Source organism: Variovorax sp. MPBD4-3, from assembly GCF_058809745.1.
The window spans coordinates 1-16613 of record NZ_JBXASW010000063.1; the positions used below are offsets into that span (position 1 = coordinate 1).

Consider the following 16613-nt stretch of genomic DNA (forward strand, 5'->3'; position numbering starts at 1 on the left):
GCAGGGGGAGGCGCCGGTGGAGGCGGTGGCGGGGCCGGGAGATCGAGTTGGCCCTGGGCCTCGCGCAAGACCTCCGCCGAGGTATCGGCGAAAGGCAGGGACATCGGCAGCAGCGGCTCCATCGAAGGCTCGATGCGCTCGGCCGGCGGTGCCGGTTCGGCGGCCGCTGGCGGCGGTACTTCCACGGATGCTGCGGGGGCGGGCGCAGTCGTCGCCGCGCGCTCCACATACACCGCGTTGAACACCTCGGTCGTGATCCAGCGCTTGACCGGGGTGTTGGCCCAGTAGTCGCGCGCCGCGATCGGCCGGGTGATGCTGCGCAGCTCCTCCGGCAGCGCGGCCCAGATCATCACGAGGTCGGCGTGGCTCTGGTGGTTGGCGAAATAGATGCGCTGCTCGGCCTTCGGCGGACAGCCGTACCAGCGCGCCTGCGCGCCAGTGAGCAACCGGACGATTCCCAACAACAACCAACCCGTGAGCTTTGCCAGCATAGGGCGCGATGATACGGGCCATGCGATGGCGTTTCGATCCTCTTTCTCTGGCATGGGCGGTGGCCCTGTTCTTTATCCTCGTGCTGCTGGCCACCGTCGGTGCGCGCTGGGGCTGGGTGCGCAGTTTCCTCGGCGACGTGCTGGCCGTGGTGTGGGTGTACTTCGTGTTCAGGACGGCCGTCGGCGCGCGCGTGCTGCCGCTGGCGCTGGCCGCGCTGGCGGTGGGTTGCACGGTGGAGCTGGGGCAGTACCTTGCGTCGGCATGGCACCTTCGCATTCCGAACCGGGCCCTGCGCATCGTGCTCGGCAGCACGGCCGACTGGTGGGACGTGGCGGCCTACGTGCTCGGCTTCTTCGGCGTGCTCGGCATCGAGCGGCTGCGCAGCGGTTTCAGGGCAGCGCGGCCGCGGGCATCCGCGCCATGACCGTCGAGGCCCGGCCGCTCAGGTAAGGCGAGCCGGGACGGCGCTCGAAGAACTTGGGGCTCGGCAGCATCACGGCCAGGCGCGCGGCCTCGTTGGCGCTCAGGCGCGAAGCCGGCTTGCGGAAGTAGTACTGCGAAGCGGCCTCCGCGCCGAACACGCCTTCGCCCCATTCGACGTTGTTGAGGTAGATCTCCAGGATGCGCTGCTTGTCGAGCACCAGTTCCAGCAGCGTGGCGAGCACCAGCTCCTGGCCCTTGCGCAGCATGGTGCGCTCGCCGGACAGCAGCAGGTTCTTCGCGAGTTGCTGCGTGATGGTCGAGCCGCCGCGCAGCCGCACGGGCTGCATCGGCTTGCCGCGCGCCACCGCACGGGCGGAGCGCTTGGCCGCCAGCTCTTCGGCCTTGGCGTTGCGCTGGCGCGCGCGTTCGATGGCTTCCCACTCCACGCCGTTGTGGTCGACGAAGCCCGCGTCCTCGCTCGCGATGACGGCGCGCTTGAGGTTGTCGCTGATCTGCGCATACGGAACCCACTCCTGTCGCCAGCCGCCGCCGCTGCCCTTGTGAATGGCGATCTGGAAGGCCTCGGAGCGCTGGAACGCCGTGCTCTCGGGGTTGACCACGGCCATGGCCGCGATGCGCGCGACGAAGAACAGCTCGAGTGCCACGCCCGCCACCACGAGGCAGGCGATCAGGCGCAGCACGGCTTTCATGCTTTCGAGGAGGCGAGCGAGCTTCGGAGTTCGGCCAGCACCTGGGCCGAGGGCGGACGCACGCCGCGCCAGATCTCGAACGCCTCCGCCGCCTGTTCGACCAGCATGCCCAGCCCGTCGCGCGCGACCGCGCCGTGCGCCTCGGCCCAGGCCATGAAGCCGGCGGCGGCGGGTCCGTACATCATGTCGACCGCGAGGCCGCCGGGGCGCAGCACGCCGGCGCTCACGGGCACCGCATCGCCCGCGAGGCTGGAGGCCGTGGCGTTGACCACCACGTCGAAGGTGCCCGGCACCTTGTCGAGCGCCCAGGCTTCGAGCGAGGCGCCGTGGCGCAGCGCAACCGCCGCATGGCGGCGCACCAGTTCGATGGCCTTGTCGACGGTGCGGTTGGCCACCACGACGCGCGAGGCGCCCGCGTCGAGCAGCGGGCCCAGCACGCCGGCCGACGCACCGCCCGCGCCGATCAGCAGCAGCGCCTGGCCCTGCAGCGGCACGCCCGCGTTGCGCACGATGTCGTTGACCAGGCCGATGCCGTCGGTGTTGTCGGCATGGATGCTGCCGTCGGCCTCGAAGCGCAGCGTGTTCACCGCCTGCGCGAGCGTGGCGCGTTCGCTGGTGTGCTGCGCCAGCGCGGCGGCTTCGAACTTGAAGGGCACGGTGATGTTGCAGCCGCGCGCGGTGTCGCCGCGTTCTGCCGCCTCGGCGCGAAAGGCCGCGATGCCCTCGGCAAAGGCGCCGATGGGAACGAGCCTGCGGCCGTAGTCCATCTGCTGGCCGCAGAGTTCGGCGAAGCGGGCGTGGATGTGCGGCGAGCGGCTGTGCTCGACGGGGTTGCCTATGACGCAGTACAGGTCCATGGTGTGGGGCGGCGCGGCCGTCTCGGGTCTCCGGGCTATTGGGAGGTGATTTCCATCGTGCCGTCGCGCGCGAAGCGGAACAGGCCCTGGATCACCATCTGGTCGGCCTGTTCGCGGCGCATGGCGTCGGTGAACTTGCCGAAGCTGCCGACGCTGCGCACGATGGCCTGCGCCCGGCGGTCGAGCGCGATGTTGCCCGAACTCTGGTCGACGTCGACCGCGAGCACCTTGCCGTCGAAGTTGACGGTCATGGTCATCTTGAGTTCGCCGTACAGCTTCTGGCCGGCGATCTGGGGGAAGTTCTCGGCGGCGCGCGCCTCGATGCGGCGAAGCATCTTGTCGACGTAGACGGCGAAGGCGGCTTCGCGCGTGGTCGGGCTGATGTAGCGCTTCTTGGGGCGCGCGTTTTCTTCGTTCACGCGGCGTTCGATCTGGGCGAGGATCTCGACCATCTGGCGCCGCTTTTCCTCTTGCGCGGCGGCTTCGGTCGGGTCGCCCGGATTGCGCGGGTCCGGCACCGGCATGGCGGCCAGTTCGCGCTTGAGCTGCGCGAGCATCTGCATCTGCTGGGCCTGCATGGCCTCGACCTGGCGGCGCGAGTCCTCGAAGGAGTCGCCCACCGAGGTGAAGCTCGAAGGCGGCAGCGGGCTGGTGGCGCGGCCCTGCTCCAGGTCGCCGCCGCCCGCGAGAGAGGTCTGCGCCATGACCTTGGCCTTCGGGTCGGGCTTGTCCTGCGTCTTGCTGTTGACCAGGATCACCTCGAGCGGCGTTTCGCTGAAGACCTTGTTGAACGACTCGGGGTCGACGAAGCGCACCGCGAGCAGCGCTGCATGCGCGATGACCGACACGCCCAGGGCGATCTGCAGCGTGCTGAGGTCCTTGAAGTTCATTCTCTAAACTCCTCCAGAGGGGCGCATGTGACCGGCCCGTGGCTCATGCGGGCGTGTTCTCGGGCGCGGCCTCGCTGTCCGTCAGGTCGACCGCGATGGCGATCGGGCCCGCAACCACTTCTTCTTCGTCGCTTTCCTCGTCGGCGGCCGCATCGGCCTTCGGCGTGTCGAGGCGCTCGAGCACGGTGCCCGTCACGTCGAGCGCGATCTCGTCGATTTCGCCGAGCTTCACGCGCAGGCGCGCCCCGCGCTCCTGCTGGCCGGCCACGGGGAACACCAATGGCAGCGTCTCGGCACGCACCAGCGCGCCGTTGGGCAGGTCCTTGATGACGGTGGCTTCGAGCTCGGTGATGCCTTGCTGCTGCAGGTACTTCAGCGTCCAGAAGCGTTCCATGCCGCCCTGGTAGGCGTTGTACGTGGCATAGGCCGCGTCGAAGCCCGAGAGAATGGAGAACAGGTCGGCGTCCTTCGGCTTGAAGGGCGCGGCCAGCGCGGCGGTCTTGCCGTGGCGCGCGGCGGCAATGATCTGCCACTGGTTCACCAGGTCGGTGTAGCGGCGCAGCGGCGAGGTGCTCCAGGCGTAGCTCTTCACGCCCAGGCCCGCGTGCGGCAGCGCGCGCGTGCCCATGCGCACCTTGATGCCCGGCGCGAGGCTGGCCTGGCTGCGGTACAGCCCGGGCACGCCGAGTTCGCCGAGCCAGCCGCCCCAGCTGCTGTTGGCCAGGATCATGGCTTCGGACACGATCAGGTCGAGCGGCGCGCCGCGCTGGCGCGTGCTGATCTGCACCTGCTCGTTGCCGGTGGGCTCGTTGCCCTCGTTGCCGACGAGGCGGAAGTTGTAGTCGGGCCGGTTGAAGTTCTCCGGCTTGCCGCGCACCACTTCGCGCTGCGCCTTCAGCTGCTTCGCGAGGCGGAACAGGAAGGAGAGCGGGGCGCGCAGCGTGGCCGCGGCTTCGGGCGTGTTGTCGCTCTGGAACGAGGCGTCTTCGAGCCAGGGCTGGGTGACGACGGTGTCGAGCTGGTCGTGGCGCAGGTTGGCGACGATGGGCACGCGCTCCAGCCTGGTCTCGGTGCCTTGCAGCTCCAGCGTGGCTTCGTCGAAGCGCGCATAGAGCGACACCGCCGGGCGGTCGCCGCCTTCGAGCAGCGTGTAGGTGTTGACCACGTCGTCGGGCAGCATCGTGATCTTGTAGCCGGGCATGTAGACCGTCGACATGCGCGCGCGCGCCACGTTGTCGATGGCGCTGCCCGGCGTCAGTGCGAGAGCCGGCGCCGCGATGTGGATGCCCACGGTGACGGTGCCGCTGCCCAGGCCCTGCACCGAGAGCGCATCGTCGATTTCGGTGGTCTGCGAATCGTCGATCGAGAAAGCCTGCACGCCGGACGCCACGGGCAGGTCGTCCACGATGGCGGGCGCCGCGAGCGCGGGGAAGCCGGTGCCCTTGGGGAAGTTCTCGAACAGGAAGCGCCGCCAGTGGAACTGGTAGGGCGAATCGATGGCGCCGGCACGCTCGAGCAGGTCGAGTGGCGGGCGCTGCGTGGCGCGCGCCGCGTCGACCACGGCCTTGTATTCGGGTGCGTTCTTGTCGGGCTTGAACAGGATCTTGTAGAGCTGCTCGCGAACCGGCGCGGGGCAAACGCCCTCGGCCAGCTGCCCGGCCCACTCGGTGATCTGCGCCTGGACGGCCTTCTTCTTCTCGATGGCGGCCAGCGCCTGCTGCACGATTTCGGCGGGCGCCTTCTTGAAGCGGCCCTTGCCGGCGCGGCGGAAGTAGTGCGGCGCCTCGAACAGCGCGAACAGCGCCGCGGCCTGCTGCGCGAGCGAGGGCTTGTCGCTGAAATAGTCGGCTGCGAGTTCGCCGAAGCCGAATTCGCCTTCGGCGGCGAATTCCCAGGCGAGGTCGAGGTCGATGGTGGCGGCGAGCGCACGCGCCTCGGCGATCAGCTCGGCGGGCGCGGGCTTCTCGAAACGCAGCACGATGTTGGCGCCCTTGACCTTGACGCGCTTGCCGGTGTCGAGCTCGACCTGTGCCGATGCTTCGGCCTCCGACAGCACGCGGCCGCCGAGGTACTTGCCGGCTTCTTCAAACAATACAAACATAGTCCCCGATTCTCCCACGCGGAAAACCGACGCGATCCAATACCAGGATGCCGCGGAACCGGCTTCGCCGGGCCGCAGGCATCGCCCCCTGCAAGGGGGTTGGCGAAGCGACACGAAGTGCGCGAAGTCTGGGGGTGTGCCTAGACGGGATTGATGAAAGCCATCACGTCGTCGAGATGCGCCTTCTCGAAGTCCGACAGCGCATGGTCGCTGCCCTCGAGCAGCTTGATGTTGCTGTCCGGGTAGCGCGCGGACATCTCGTGCCAGTCGAGGGCTTCGTCGCCCTTGGCGATGATCGCGAACACGCGCTCGGGCCGCGTGAGCTGGCCGACTTCCATGGCGCGCAGCTCGTGGATGTATTCGGGGCGGAAGTAGAAGTGCTCGGCCGGGTCGTGCCAGACAGTCTGGTCGCCGATGTAGCGCGTGAGGTCGCGCGCGGGGTGTACCGCAGGATTGAGCAGCACGGCGCGGCAGCGCGTCATGCCGGCCACGTACGTGGCATAGAAGCCGCCGAGCGAAGAGCCCACCACCGCCATCGACTTGCGCGGCCAGTGCGCGATGCCCTTCATCACCATGTCGATCGCATCGTGCGGAGAAGGCGGCAGCTGCGGGCACCACCACTGCAGGTTCGGGTGGCGCCGCGCCACGCGGTCCGCCATGATCCGGGCCTTCGTGGACTGAGGCGAGGAGCGGAAGCCGTGCAGATACAGCAGGTGAGTGGTTTGCGGATCCATGCGATGAAGATTCGGGAGGGGCGTGCGGCGCGCCACGCTTGCCGTGACCGGGCAATTTTGCATGAGGTCTGTTCTTGCGAGGCCGCTTCCAACATACAAAAAACCCCGCGAGCGGAGCCCTTCGGCCTGTCGTGCCCGGACGTGTGCAAACCTCTTGGCCGCCCCTGCGCACAAGGGCTTGCACGAATCGATACTTAAAGTATTCATGTTGCTCTTTGCCGCGATGCGAATGGCTACGTTCGGGTTAACTCGACATGCGGCGCCCAGGGCAAAAAAGCGGCGCAAGTGTCGTGGGGGCGGCTACCCGGGCGCATCCCATGAACTGGGTAGGCGTTGTTGAATTAACAGTTTGCGCCGAGCCTTATGCTCGACATATGAACATCGAGGCTCAGGACGACGGGGCGCTACGCCGGTGGGGCGTGCTCGTCGTCGAAGACGACAGCCGCGCGCGCGCTTTTTTCGAGGCCAGCGTGCAGCGCAGCCCACGCCTTTTCTGGCTCGGCAGCGCAGGCAGCGTGCAGGAGGCGCGGGCCTGGCTGGCGCGCACCGCGACGATTCCCGACGTGCTGCTGGTCGACCTCGGCATGCCCGACGGCACCGGGCTGGACGTGATCCGCGACGCGGTCGCGCGCTTTCCCGGCTGCGAGCCGCTGGTGGTGTCGGTCTTCGGCGACGAGGAGAACGTGCTCGCCAGCATCGAGGCCGGTGCTGTGGGCTACATCCACAAGGACGCCGCGCCCGAGGACATCGCGCAGACCATCGTCGAAATGAAGGCCGGCGCGTCGCCGATCTCTCCCATGATCGCGCGGCGCGTGCTGGCCAAGTACCGCAGCCTGCAGTCGTCGGCGGCCAGCGCCGTCGGCGGCGCCGAGGTGCCGGGCGGCGCGCCCGAGGCGCCCGCCGAGGAGTCCGACCGCGGCTTGCTGTCGGGACGTGAACACGAGGTGCTGACGCTGATCGCGCGCGGCTTCTCTTATGCGGAGATCGCCCGGCTCAAGGGGCTGAGCGTCCATACGGTGCAGACTCACATCAAGAACCTCTACGGAAAGCTTGCGGTGCATTCCAAGAGCGAGGCCGTCTTCGAAGCGACGCGCCTCGGCCTGCTGTCTCATCCGGGCTGAGCGCGGATGGTGCCGAAGCTGGTGTCGTCGCTGCTTTCGTTTCTCCTGGCGCTGCTCCTGTCGGGCATCGCCACGGTGGCGGCCGCGAGCGCGCCGGAGCAGCCGCTGGAACTGACGCAAGGCTCGGTCACGACCTCGGTGGACGGCGTCAAGCGCACCGGGCCGGTCGAGCTTTCCTACCACTGGGACCGGCAGCACACCGGACGCCCTGGCTTCGCGACCTTCGACCTGCCGTTCACGCTCGAGGCCGCGCCCCAGACTCCGTGGGGCATCTTCATTCCGCGCGTGGGCAATGTGTTCGACGTGCAGCTCAACGACGCGCTGCTGCAGGTCTACGGCGACCTGGACCGCGGCAACGATGCCGACTACGCGAAGGCGCCGATCTACATTCCCGTGCCGGGCCGCCTGCTGAAGCCGGGCGAGAACCACCTGCAGATCCGCCTTCGCGCCGACAGCGGCCGGCGCGCGGGCCTCTCGCACGTGACCATCGGCCCGGCCGCGCAGGTGCGCACGGAGCTGTTCGAGAGCGCCTACGCCTGGCGCTTCACCGGCTCGGTGCTGCTGGCCGCGTTCAGCCTGATCGTCGGCGGCATCGCGCTGGCGCTCTGGCTCACGCAGGTCGAGACCGGTGCGGACGGCCGGCCGCGCCGCGAAGGCATTTATTTCTGGGCCGCGCTGGCCGAGTTCTGCTGGGCCGTCCGGGTGGCCGACGGCGTGATCGCCGAGCCGCCGCTGACCTGGGGCGTCTGGGGCGTGCTGATGGCCATCTGCTACGCGGGCTGGGTGGTCTCGGTGATGATGTTCGGCTGCCACATCGCCGGCTGGGGCAGCGACCGCCGCTTCCGCTGGGTGCGCTGGCCGATGGCCGCCATCGTGGCCGGCACGGCGATTTTCACGACGCTGGCGCTGCAGCGCGAGGAGCCGATGTGGCTCACCGGCTGGCTCGCGGTGGAAATCGTGCTGGTCGTCGCGCTGGTGAGCGCCTTCGCCATCGCGACCGTGCGCCGCCCGAACACCGAGCAGCTGCTGGTGGCCGGCGCCGCGCTGCTGACGGTGGCGTTCGCCGCGCGCGACTGGCTGGTCATACGGCTGAGCGACGCCTACGGCGAGACCACGTGGGTGCGCTATTCGTCGGTGTTCTTCGGCGTGGCCCTGCTGCTGATCGTGCTGCGGCGCTTCCATGCGGCGACGGCGCAGGCGCGAGGGTCGGTGGCGGCGCTGGCCGAGCAGGTGGCCCAGCGCGAACGCGAACTGGCCGCGACCTATGCGGAGCTCGAAGCCGCGGCGCGCGACCAGGCGCGCACCCACGAGCGCGAGCGAATCCTGCGCGACATGCACGACGGCGTGGGCTCGCACATCAGCTCGGCGATCCGCCAGCTTCAGTCGGGCCAGACCAGCCCGGGCGACCTGCTGCGCACGCTGCGCGATTCGCTCGACCAGCTCAAGCTGTCGATCGACTCCATCCACCTGCCGCCGGGCGACGTCGGCGCCTTGCTCGCGGCACTGCGCTACCGGCTGGAGCCCCGGCTGGCGGCCGCCGGCATCGAGTTCGAATGGGCGGTGGACGAGGTGGACCCCGTGGACCGGCTCGACGCCCAGACCATGCGGCAACTGCAGTTCCTGCTGTTCGAGGCCATATCGAACGTGCTGCAGCACGCCCAGGCCACGGTGCTGCGGCTCGAGGCCGACATGCGCGGCAAGACGGTGCAGGTGCGGGTGATCGACAACGGCAAGGGCTATGACGCCTCCCAGGTGCCGAGGGCGCTGGCGGAGCGCGCCGGGGCCATCGGCGCGCGCCTGGCGGTCGAAAGCCGACCGGGCCGCACGGTCGTTCAGCTGGCTTTCGATTGAGGCTGACGCCGGGGCGGGGATAATCCGCCCCCATGTCTGCCGTGTTCAATCAGCCCTCCCTGGCGCGTCGCATCGCGCCCATCTTCCAGGGCTTCGACGGCTTTCTGGCCTTTGCCGTGCTGCTGCTCGCGTTCGCCGGATTGCTGACCATGTATTCGTCCGGTTACGACCATGGTTCCCGGTTCGTCGACCATGGCCGCAACATGCTGCTCGCCGGTTTCATCATGTTCGTGGTGGCGCAGGTGCCGCCGCAGAAGCTCATGCTGGCGGCCGTGCCGCTCTATGCGACAGGGGTGGCGCTGCTGGTGGCGGTGGCGCTCTTCGGCATCACCAAGAAGGGCGCCCAGCGCTGGATCAACCTGGGCATGGTGATCCAGCCCAGCGAAATCCTGAAGATCGCGATGCCGCTGATGCTGGCGTGGTGGTTCCAGCGCCGCGAAGGCCAGCTGCGGCCGCTCGATTTCGTGGTGGCGACGGTGCTGCTGGCGGTGCCGGTCGGGCTCATCATGAAGCAGCCCGACCTGGGCACATCGCTGCTGGTGCTGGCGGCGGGGCTGGCGGTGATCTTCTTCGCGGGGCTGCCCTGGAAGCTGATCGTGCCGCCGGTGGTGATCGGCGCCGTGGCCATCACGCTGATCGTGAGCTTCGAATCGCGGCTGTGCGCCGACGGCGTCGACTGGCGCGTGCTGCACGACTACCAGAAGCAGCGCGTGTGCACGCTGCTCGACCCCAGCAAGGACCCGCTGGGCAAGGGCTTCCACATCATCCAGGGCATGATCGCCATCGGCTCCGGCGGCGTGGGCGGCAAGGGCTTCATGCAGGGCACGCAGACGCACCTCGAATTCATTCCCGAGCGCACCACCGACTTCATCTTCGCGGCCTATTCCGAGGAATTCGGGCTCATGGGCAACCTGGCGCTCATTGCGGCCTTCATCCTGCTGATCTTCCGCGGGCTGGCCATCGCGACCAACGCCACCACGCTGTTCTCGCGCCTGCTGGCGGGGGCGGTGACGATGATCTTCTTCACCTACGCCTTCGTGAACATGGGCATGGTCAGCGGCATCCTGCCGGTGGTGGGCGTGCCGCTGCCGTTCATCAGCTATGGCGGCACGGCCATGGTGACGCTGGGGCTGGGGCTGGGCATCCTGATGTCGATCGCCCGGGCCAGGAAGCTGGCGCAGAACTGAGGATGCCGGGAACACCGCGGAACCGGCTTTGCCGGGCCGCTGGTGTTGCCCCCGGTAGGGGGAAGGCGAAGCGACACGGAGTGCGCGCAGCCCGGGGGCGAGCCATAGAATCCGACGATGATCTCTCGCGAACCCACCATCGAGCGCCTCGCCACGGCGCAACAGCTCCTTCTCACGCCGTTCGGGCTCGACGAATCGCACCTGAGCAAGGCCTTGGCCGAGATCACCGCGCACCGGGTGGACGACGCCGACCTGTACTTCCAGTACACCCGAAGCGAAGGCTGGAGCCTCGAAGAGGGCATCGTCAAGACCGGCAGCTTCAGCATCGACCAGGGCGTCGGCGTGCGCGCGGTCAGCGGCGAGAAGACCGCCTTTGCCTACTCCGACGACATTTCCGAAGCCTCGCTGCTCGACGCGGCGCGCACGGTGCGCTCGATTTCTTCGGCGGGCCGCACCGGCCGCGTGAAGACGGCAACCCGCAAGATCGCTTCGAGCCGTTCGCTCTACGACGGCATCGACCCCATCTCCACGCTCGACAGCACCGCCAAGGTCAAGCTGCTCGAGAAGGTCGAGAAACTGGCGCGTTCGCGCGACCCGCGCGTGGCGCAGGTCATGGCCGGCCTTGCGAGCGAATACGACGTGGTGCTGGTGGCGCGCGCCGACGGCACCCTGGCCGCCGACGTACGGCCGCTGGTGCGGCTTTCGGTCACGGTGATCGCCGAGCAGAACGGCCGCCGCGAAATCGGCTCGGGCGGCGGCGGCGGGCGCTTCGGCCTGGCCTACTTCTCCGACGAGCAGATCGCCGAGTACGTGGACCACGCCGTGAAGGCCGCCCTGACCAACCTCGACGCGCGCCCGGCACCCGCCGGCGAAATGACCGTGGTGCTCGGCTCCGGCTGGCCCGGCATCCTGCTGCACGAAGCCATCGGCCACGGCCTCGAGGGCGACTTCAACCGCAAGGGCTCGAGCGCGTTCTCGGGCCGCATCGGCCAGCGGGTGGCCGCCAAGGGCGTGACGGTGCTCGACGACGGCACCATCGCCGACCGCCGCGGCTCGCTCAACGTCGACGACGAGGGCAACGCCAGCCAGCGCAACGTGCTGATCGAGGACGGCATTCTCAAGGGCTACATCCAGGACTCGCTCAACGCCCGCCTCATGAAGGTCAAGCCCACCGGCAACGGCCGCCGCGAGAGCTACGCCCACGTGCCGATGCCGCGCATGACCAACACCTACATGCTCGGCGGCGACAAGGACCCGAAGGAAATCGTCGCGAGCATCAAGAAGGGCCTGTACGCCACCAACTTCGGTGGCGGGCAGGTCGACATCACGAGCGGCAAGTTCGTGTTCTCGGCCAGCGAGGCCTACTGGGTCGAGAACGGCAAGATCCAATACCCGGTGAAGGGCGCGACCATCGTGGGCAACGGCCCCGACGCGCTCACCCGCGTGACCATGATCGGCAACGACATGGCGCTCGACTCCGGCGTGGGCACCTGCGGCAAGGAAGGCCAGAGCGTGCCAGTGGGCGTGGGCCAGCCCACCCTGCGCATCGACGGCCTGACGGTAGGTGGAACGGCTTAGGCCTTTCGTCACTTGTGGACTGCTTCCTCCGGTTGCTAAGCTGCGTCCCTTTTGCGAACGACAGAACACAAGGAGCAACTCGATGGGGAGCAGGATCAATTCATCCGCCGTGCTGTGGGCCGCGACCGCCGTGGTGGCGCTGGCCTGCGCCGGTTGCGCATCGCGCGGTGGTTCGGGCAGCCAGCCCGAGGCAGCGCCCGCGGCCGCAGCCGCTGCGTCACGCGGCGGCGCCAGGGCCGGCATGGACGCCCAGGGCAACGTCATCGACTCGTCGAAGGTCGAGGCCGGCAGCGGCAAGACGGTCAAGGGCCTGAACGGCTACGAAGGCGAGATCACCGGCAATCCGGCGCGCAACAGCAAGTTCGCGCGGCTGCAGATCGGCATGAGCGCGCGGCAGGTCACCGACCTTGCCGGCCAGCCGACCGACCAGGGCGCCTACGTGACCGGCAAGGCCTTCATTCCGTTCTATTTCGGCAGTGACCGCCATCGCTTCGAGATGACCTACAAGGGGCAGGGCCGGCTGATCTTCGCGGGCGGCGGCATGGGCGATTTCTCCAGCGGCAACCTGATCTGGATCATCCACAACCCCAACGAATCGGGCTACCGGTAAGCAAGGCTGGGCTCGCCCGCTTGACCCGGTTTTTGCTTTCCGTGCTACATTTCGCCCACATGTCCGCCCTCCGCGCCTACTTTTTTGCCTACTTTTGGTTCCCGGTTTCCGGCGGACGAGAGGCGAGCGCGTAAAGCAAACGAACACCCTCCCAAAACCGCCGGTGGCCTCAAGCCCCCGGCGGTTTTTTTATGGCCTGACGAAACCCACTCCAACAAGGAAGTACCCATGAGCACGAACACTGCCCCCGCCAGCGACAGCTGGTATGCGAGCGTCGAAAAAACCAGCAAGACCGACGACGAACGCATCAAGGACATCAACGTGCTGCCCCCTCCCGAACATCTGATCCGCTTCTTCCCGATCCGCGGCACGCCTGTCGAAACCCTGATCGAAGGCACCCGCCGCAGCATCCACAACATCATGGCGGGCAAGGACGATCGGCTGCTGGTGATCATGGGGCCGTGCTCCATCCACGACCCGGCCGCGGCGCTCGAATACGCCCGCCGCCTGAAGGCCGAGCGCGAAAAATACGCCGGCACGCTGGAAATCGTGATGCGCGTGTACTTCGAGAAGCCGCGCACCACGGTCGGCTGGAAGGGCCTGATCAACGACCCGTACCTCGACGAAAGCTTCCGCATCGACGAAGGCCTGCGCATCGCGCGCCAGCTGCTGATCGACATCAACCGCATGGGCCTGCCGGCGGGCAGCGAGTTCCTCGACGTGATCTCGCCCCAGTACATCGGCGACCTGATTGCCTGGGGCGCGATCGGCGCGCGCACCACCGAAAGCCAGGTGCACCGGGAGCTGGCCTCGGGCCTGTCGGCGCCGATCGGCTTCAAGAACGGCACCGACGGCAACATCCGCATCGCCACCGACGCCATCCAGGCGGCGGCGCGCGGCCATCATTTCCTGTCGGTGCACAAGAACGGCCAGGTCGCGATCGTGCAGACCAACGGCAACCCCGACTGCCATGTGATCCTGCGCGGCGGCAAGGCGCCCAACTACGACGCCGCCAGCGTCGAGGCCGCCTGCAAGGACCTCCAGGCCGCCAAGCTGCCGCCCACGCTGATGGTCGACTGCAGCCACGCCAACAGCTCGAAGCAGCACCAGAAGCAGATCGACGTGGCGAAGGAAGTCGCCGCGCAGATCGCCGGCGGTTCAAATCGCGTGTTCGGCGTGATGGTCGAAAGCCACCTGCAGGCCGGTGCCCAGAAGTTCACGCCGGGCAAGGACGAGCTGTCGGGCCTCGAATACGGCAAGAGCATCACCGATGCTTGCCTGGGCTGGGAAGATTCGATGCAGGTGCTCGACACGCTGTCGCAGGCGGTCAAGCGGCGCCGGGGCTGAGGGGCGCCGCGCTCTGCTAGAGCATGCCGGCCAGGTCGGGCCAGTGGTGCCGCATCGACGCAGCCTCGTCGCTGTCGGGCGGCACCATCGAGAAGTCCGCAAAGTCGAAGCCCGGTCCGACCATGCACGCAACCAGCGTGTAGTCGCCCGCCGAGTGGCTCTGGATCGGGCGCGCGGCCTGCCACTGGCCGGCGAGCACCACGTGCTGCGGCCGCGTGCCGTGGGCATCGACCGGGCCCAGCTTCACGTGGGCAGGTGCGGTCCGCATCGCGGCGTCGCAGGTCCAGAGCGCCAGCGGCACCCCTTCCAGATACACCCAGGCCTCGTCCGACAGCACCCGGTGCCAGCGTGACTGCTGGTTGGCTTCCAGCAGGAAGTAGATGCTGGTCAGCGCATTGCGGGCTGCACGGCCGTCGGCCGGCGACACCGTCGCCGCCGAGCGGAACACTTCCTTGTACCAGCCGCCTTCGGGGTGCGGCTGAAGCTTCAGGGTCTCGATCAGTTCGTGCGCGCGGGACGGAGGAGCGGTGAGGGCCATGGGCTCATGATGCCGCCGCGGCCTTCAGCGCCGCAAGCAGTTTGTCGTGCACGCCGCCGAAACCGCCGTTGCTCATGCAGACGATGTGATCGCCTGGCCGCGCCTCGGCCACGATCTGCTTCACCAGCGGTTCGATGGCTCCTGCCAGCCGGGCGCGCTCGCCCATTGGCGCCAGCGCGGCGGCGACGTCCCAGTCGAGCCCGGCCGTATGGCAGAACGACAGGTCGGCCGACTCCAGGCTCCAGGGCAACTGCGCCGCCATGACGCCCAGCTTCATCGTGTTGCTGCGCGGCTCGAAGGCTGCGAGGATGCGCTCGCTCTTCTTGCCGGCGTCATCGAGCTTGTTGCGCAGGCCGTCGAGCGTCGTGCGGATGGCCGTGGGGTGGTGGGCAAAGTCGTCGTAGACGGCGATGGCGCCGCCCTCGCGTTCGACGCTGCCCCGCAGTTCCATGCGCCGGCGCACGTTGCGGAAGCTGCCGAGCGCGCGCGCCGCTTCGGCGGGCGGTACGCCCACATGGTCGGCCGCGGCGATGGCAGCGAGCGCGTTCATCTGGTTGTGCAGTCCGGAGAGCTCCCACTCGACCCGGCCGACCACTTCGCCTTGGCGCAACACGTCGAAGGCGTCGTGCGATCCGCGTGCCTGCCACTCGCCGCCGGCGCCGAAGCGTGCGAGCTCGCTCCAGCAGCCCTGGCTCAGCACATGCCGCAGGCTCTCTTCAGTGGCGTTCACCACCAGCCGGCCGGTGCCGGGCACCGTGCGCACAAGGTGATGGAATTGCCGTTCGATGGCGGCAAGATCATCGAAGATGTCCGCGTGATCGAACTCCAGGTTGTTCAGCACCGCGGTGCGCGGCCTGTAGTGCACGAACTTGCTGCGCTTGTCGAAGAAGGCGGTGTCGTATTCATCGGCCTCGATCACGAAGGCCGTGCCGTCGCCCAGCCGGGCCGATACACCAAAATCCAGCGGCACGCCGCCCACCAGGAAGCCTGGCGCCTTGCCGCCTTTTTCGAGCAACCAGGCCAGCATCGAAGTGGTCGTCGTCTTGCCGTGCGTGCCGGCGACGGCCAGCACGTGGCGGCCTTGCAGCACGTGCTCGGCCAGCCATTGGGGGCCGCTGGTGTAGGGCCTGCCGGCGTCGAGGATCGCTTCCATCAGCGGGAACTTGGGGCTCCCGTCGGGCAGCCGGGCGCGGGACACCACGTTGCCGACCACGAACATGTCGGGCGAAAGTTCAAGCTGGTCGGCGCCGAAGCCTTCGATCAGGTCGATGCCGAGCGAGCGCAACTGGTCGCTCATGGGCGGGTACACGCCGGCGTCGCAGCCCGTGACCCGGTGGCCTGCCTCGCGCGCCAGGGCGGCGAGTCCGCCCATGAACGTGCCGCAGATACCCAGGATATGAATGTGCATCGGTCGATTCTAGGGAAGCGAGGCGCGGTGCCTGGCTCGCTGCGGTGCCTTTGGCCTGCGCTTCGTACTGATGTTCATCCAAGGGCAGCCCGCTGGGGGCAAAATGCCCGAATGGACACGTCCAAGCGTGAAATCGCCGCTTCCGCAGCCCGTCTCGTCGTCGAGGAAGGGCTGGAGTACGGCCCCGCCAAGCGCCGCGCACTGCGCGACCTCGGCCTGTCGGCGCGCACCCCGCTGCCGAACAACGACGAAGTCGAGGCCGAGGTGCGCGAGTACATCGAGCTGTTCTGCGCCGACACCCAGCCGCGAGAGCTGCACGCGCTGCGCCTGCTGGCGCTCGAATGGATGGAGCGCATGGCCGCTTTCCGCCCGCATGTCGGCGGCGCCGTGTGGCACGGAACGGCCACCCGGCTGTCAGACATTTATATTCAATTGTTCTGCGATGATTCCAAGTCGGCCGAGATCGCCCTGATCGATCACCACGTGGATTACGAACCCCGCATGGTGACCGGCTTTCATGGCGAGCAGGTCGAGGCGCTGAGCGTGCATGCCCCGAGCCGGGCGCTCGGCGAGGAAATCGGCGTGCATCTGCTGGTCTACGACCTCGACGACCTGCGCGGGGCCTTGAAGCCCGATGCCCAGGGGCGCACGCCGCGCGGGGACCTGCCGGCATTGCGACGGCTGATTGAACGAGAAAAGGACAAGTGAATGACTTCTTCGCCCACCCGACGCGGCATGCTCTATGCCGGCGTGGGGGGGGGGGGGG

General features: G+C 68.3%; 16 protein-coding genes. 8 read left to right on the top strand and 8 right to left on the bottom strand.

What is annotated here, in order from left to right; all coding sequences use genetic code 11:
* A partial coding sequence (locus AC1RVW_RS25925; RefSeq protein WP_493203447.1) for a 1-acyl-sn-glycerol-3-phosphate acyltransferase occupies nucleotides 1–491 on the bottom strand: 491 nt, incomplete at its 3' end.
* A gap of 8 nt (nucleotides 492–499) precedes the next feature.
* Here AC1RVW_RS25925 and AC1RVW_RS25930 point away from each other — a divergent pair.
* The gene (locus AC1RVW_RS25930; RefSeq protein ID WP_493203449.1) at nucleotides 500–916 is read left to right on the top strand and encodes a ribosomal maturation YjgA family protein; all 417 of its coding nucleotides are present in this window, start codon (nucleotides 500–502) and stop codon (nucleotides 914–916) included.
* Here the strand turns inward: AC1RVW_RS25930 and mtgA are convergent.
* The 5 genes from mtgA to AC1RVW_RS25955 all read right to left on the bottom strand — a co-directional run bounded on the left by mtgA (nucleotide 882) and on the right by AC1RVW_RS25955 (nucleotide 6207).
* A complete protein-coding gene (mtgA, locus tag AC1RVW_RS25935) occupies nucleotides 882–1625 on the bottom strand; it encodes a monofunctional biosynthetic peptidoglycan transglycosylase (RefSeq protein WP_106935698.1) in 744 nt (247 codons plus the stop codon). The two genes, AC1RVW_RS25930 and mtgA, sit on opposite strands and share 35 nt — an antisense overlap.
* Entirely contained in the window at nucleotides 1622–2482 is an 861-nt protein-coding gene (aroE, locus tag AC1RVW_RS25940) for a shikimate dehydrogenase (protein WP_493203452.1), read from the bottom strand. Before aroE ends, mtgA begins: the two co-directional genes overlap by 4 nt.
* Before the next feature lie 35 nt (nucleotides 2483–2517).
* Nucleotides 2518–3372, bottom strand: coding sequence for an energy transducer TonB (locus AC1RVW_RS25945; RefSeq protein ID WP_106935696.1), 855 nt, complete (start codon nucleotides 3370–3372; stop codon nucleotides 2518–2520).
* Between the two features lie 43 nt (nucleotides 3373–3415).
* Nucleotides 3416–5473, bottom strand: a complete 2058-nt coding sequence (locus tag AC1RVW_RS25950) for a ribonuclease catalytic domain-containing protein (RefSeq protein ID WP_493203454.1) — start codon at nucleotides 5471–5473, stop codon at nucleotides 3416–3418.
* 140 nt (nucleotides 5474–5613) lie between these two features.
* Complete coding sequence (locus AC1RVW_RS25955) at nucleotides 5614–6207, bottom strand: YqiA/YcfP family alpha/beta fold hydrolase (RefSeq protein ID WP_106935694.1); 594 nt, start codon at nucleotides 6205–6207, stop codon at nucleotides 5614–5616.
* 374 nt (nucleotides 6208–6581) lie between these two features.
* On the opposite strand from AC1RVW_RS25955, the gene AC1RVW_RS25960 reads away from it, so the two are divergent.
* The 6 genes from AC1RVW_RS25960 (at nucleotide 6582) to AC1RVW_RS25985 (ending at nucleotide 13901) form a co-directional block, all read left to right on the top strand.
* Complete coding sequence (locus AC1RVW_RS25960) at nucleotides 6582–7328, top strand: response regulator transcription factor (protein ID WP_199851855.1); 747 nt, start codon at nucleotides 6582–6584, stop codon at nucleotides 7326–7328.
* Between the two features lie 6 nt (nucleotides 7329–7334).
* The gene (locus AC1RVW_RS25965; protein WP_493203457.1) at nucleotides 7335–9179 is read left to right on the top strand and encodes a sensor histidine kinase; all 1845 of its coding nucleotides are present in this window, start codon (nucleotides 7335–7337) and stop codon (nucleotides 9177–9179) included.
* A gap of 32 nt (nucleotides 9180–9211) precedes the next feature.
* Nucleotides 9212–10366: a rod shape-determining protein RodA gene (rodA, locus tag AC1RVW_RS25970; RefSeq protein WP_081270199.1), complete on the top strand. Its 1155-nt coding sequence runs from the start codon at nucleotides 9212–9214 to the stop codon at nucleotides 10364–10366.
* Nucleotides 10367–10483: 117 nt separating this feature from the next.
* Complete coding sequence (gene tldD / locus AC1RVW_RS25975) at nucleotides 10484–11944, top strand: metalloprotease TldD (RefSeq protein WP_106935691.1); 1461 nt, start codon at nucleotides 10484–10486, stop codon at nucleotides 11942–11944.
* 82 nt (nucleotides 11945–12026) lie between these two features.
* Nucleotides 12027–12554 carry a hypothetical protein gene (locus tag AC1RVW_RS25980; protein WP_493203459.1) on the top strand — a complete coding sequence of 176 codons (528 nt, stop codon included), beginning with the start codon at nucleotides 12027–12029 and terminating at the stop codon, nucleotides 12552–12554.
* Nucleotides 12555–12782: 228 nt separating this feature from the next.
* Complete coding sequence (locus AC1RVW_RS25985) at nucleotides 12783–13901, top strand: 3-deoxy-7-phosphoheptulonate synthase (protein ID WP_493203461.1); 1119 nt, start codon at nucleotides 12783–12785, stop codon at nucleotides 13899–13901.
* 16 nt (nucleotides 13902–13917) lie between these two features.
* On the opposite strand, the gene AC1RVW_RS25990 is transcribed toward AC1RVW_RS25985, so the two are convergent.
* Both AC1RVW_RS25990 and mpl read right to left on the bottom strand, forming a co-directional pair.
* Entirely contained in the window at nucleotides 13918–14439 is a 522-nt protein-coding gene (locus AC1RVW_RS25990; protein ID WP_493203463.1) for a cupin domain-containing protein, read from the bottom strand.
* A 4-nt stretch (nucleotides 14440–14443) separates the two neighbouring features.
* Entirely contained in the window at nucleotides 14444–15847 is a 1404-nt protein-coding gene (gene mpl, locus AC1RVW_RS25995; RefSeq protein WP_493203465.1) for a UDP-N-acetylmuramate:L-alanyl-gamma-D-glutamyl-meso-diaminopimelate ligase, read from the bottom strand.
* Between the two features lie 111 nt (nucleotides 15848–15958).
* Between mpl and AC1RVW_RS26000 the strand changes: the two genes are divergently transcribed.
* Nucleotides 15959–16555 carry a hypothetical protein gene (locus AC1RVW_RS26000; RefSeq protein WP_106935686.1) on the top strand — a complete coding sequence of 199 codons (597 nt, stop codon included), beginning with the start codon at nucleotides 15959–15961 and terminating at the stop codon, nucleotides 16553–16555.
* Nucleotides 16556–16613: the final 58 nt, after the last annotated feature.

Bases quoted from the DNA above. Each gene is read 5' to 3' on its own strand.
- AC1RVW_RS25955 (WP_106935694.1), bottom strand. From the start codon at position 6,207: ATGGATCCGCAAACCACTCACCTGCTGTATCTGCACGGCTTCCGCTCC.
- rodA (WP_081270199.1), top strand. From the start codon at position 9,212: ATGTCTGCCGTGTTCAATCAGCCCTCCCTGGCGCGTCGCATCGCGCCC.
- AC1RVW_RS26000 (WP_106935686.1), top strand. From the start codon at position 15,959: ATGGACACGTCCAAGCGTGAAATCGCCGCTTCCGCAGCCCGTCTCGTC.
- AC1RVW_RS25965 (WP_493203457.1), top strand. From the start codon at position 7,335: ATGGTGCCGAAGCTGGTGTCGTCGCTGCTTTCGTTTCTCCTGGCGCTG.
- AC1RVW_RS25990 (WP_493203463.1), bottom strand. From the start codon at position 14,439: ATGGCCCTCACCGCTCCTCCGTCCCGCGCGCACGAACTGATCGAGACC.
- AC1RVW_RS25980 (WP_493203459.1), top strand. From the start codon at position 12,027: ATGGGGAGCAGGATCAATTCATCCGCCGTGCTGTGGGCCGCGACCGCC.
- AC1RVW_RS25950 (WP_493203454.1), bottom strand. From the start codon at position 5,473: ATGTTTGTATTGTTTGAAGAAGCCGGCAAGTACCTCGGCGGCCGCGTG.
- mpl (WP_493203465.1), bottom strand. From the start codon at position 15,847: ATGCACATTCATATCCTGGGTATCTGCGGCACGTTCATGGGCGGACTC.
- AC1RVW_RS25930 (WP_493203449.1), top strand. From the start codon at position 500: ATGATACGGGCCATGCGATGGCGTTTCGATCCTCTTTCTCTGGCATGG.
- mtgA (WP_106935698.1), bottom strand. From the start codon at position 1,625: ATGAAAGCCGTGCTGCGCCTGATCGCCTGCCTCGTGGTGGCGGGCGTG.
- AC1RVW_RS25985 (WP_493203461.1), top strand. From the start codon at position 12,783: ATGAGCACGAACACTGCCCCCGCCAGCGACAGCTGGTATGCGAGCGTC.
- aroE (WP_493203452.1), bottom strand. From the start codon at position 2,482: ATGGACCTGTACTGCGTCATAGGCAACCCCGTCGAGCACAGCCGCTCG.
- AC1RVW_RS25945 (WP_106935696.1), bottom strand. From the start codon at position 3,372: ATGAACTTCAAGGACCTCAGCACGCTGCAGATCGCCCTGGGCGTGTCG.
- tldD (WP_106935691.1), top strand. From the start codon at position 10,484: ATGATCTCTCGCGAACCCACCATCGAGCGCCTCGCCACGGCGCAACAG.
- AC1RVW_RS25960 (WP_199851855.1), top strand. From the start codon at position 6,582: ATGAACATCGAGGCTCAGGACGACGGGGCGCTACGCCGGTGGGGCGTG.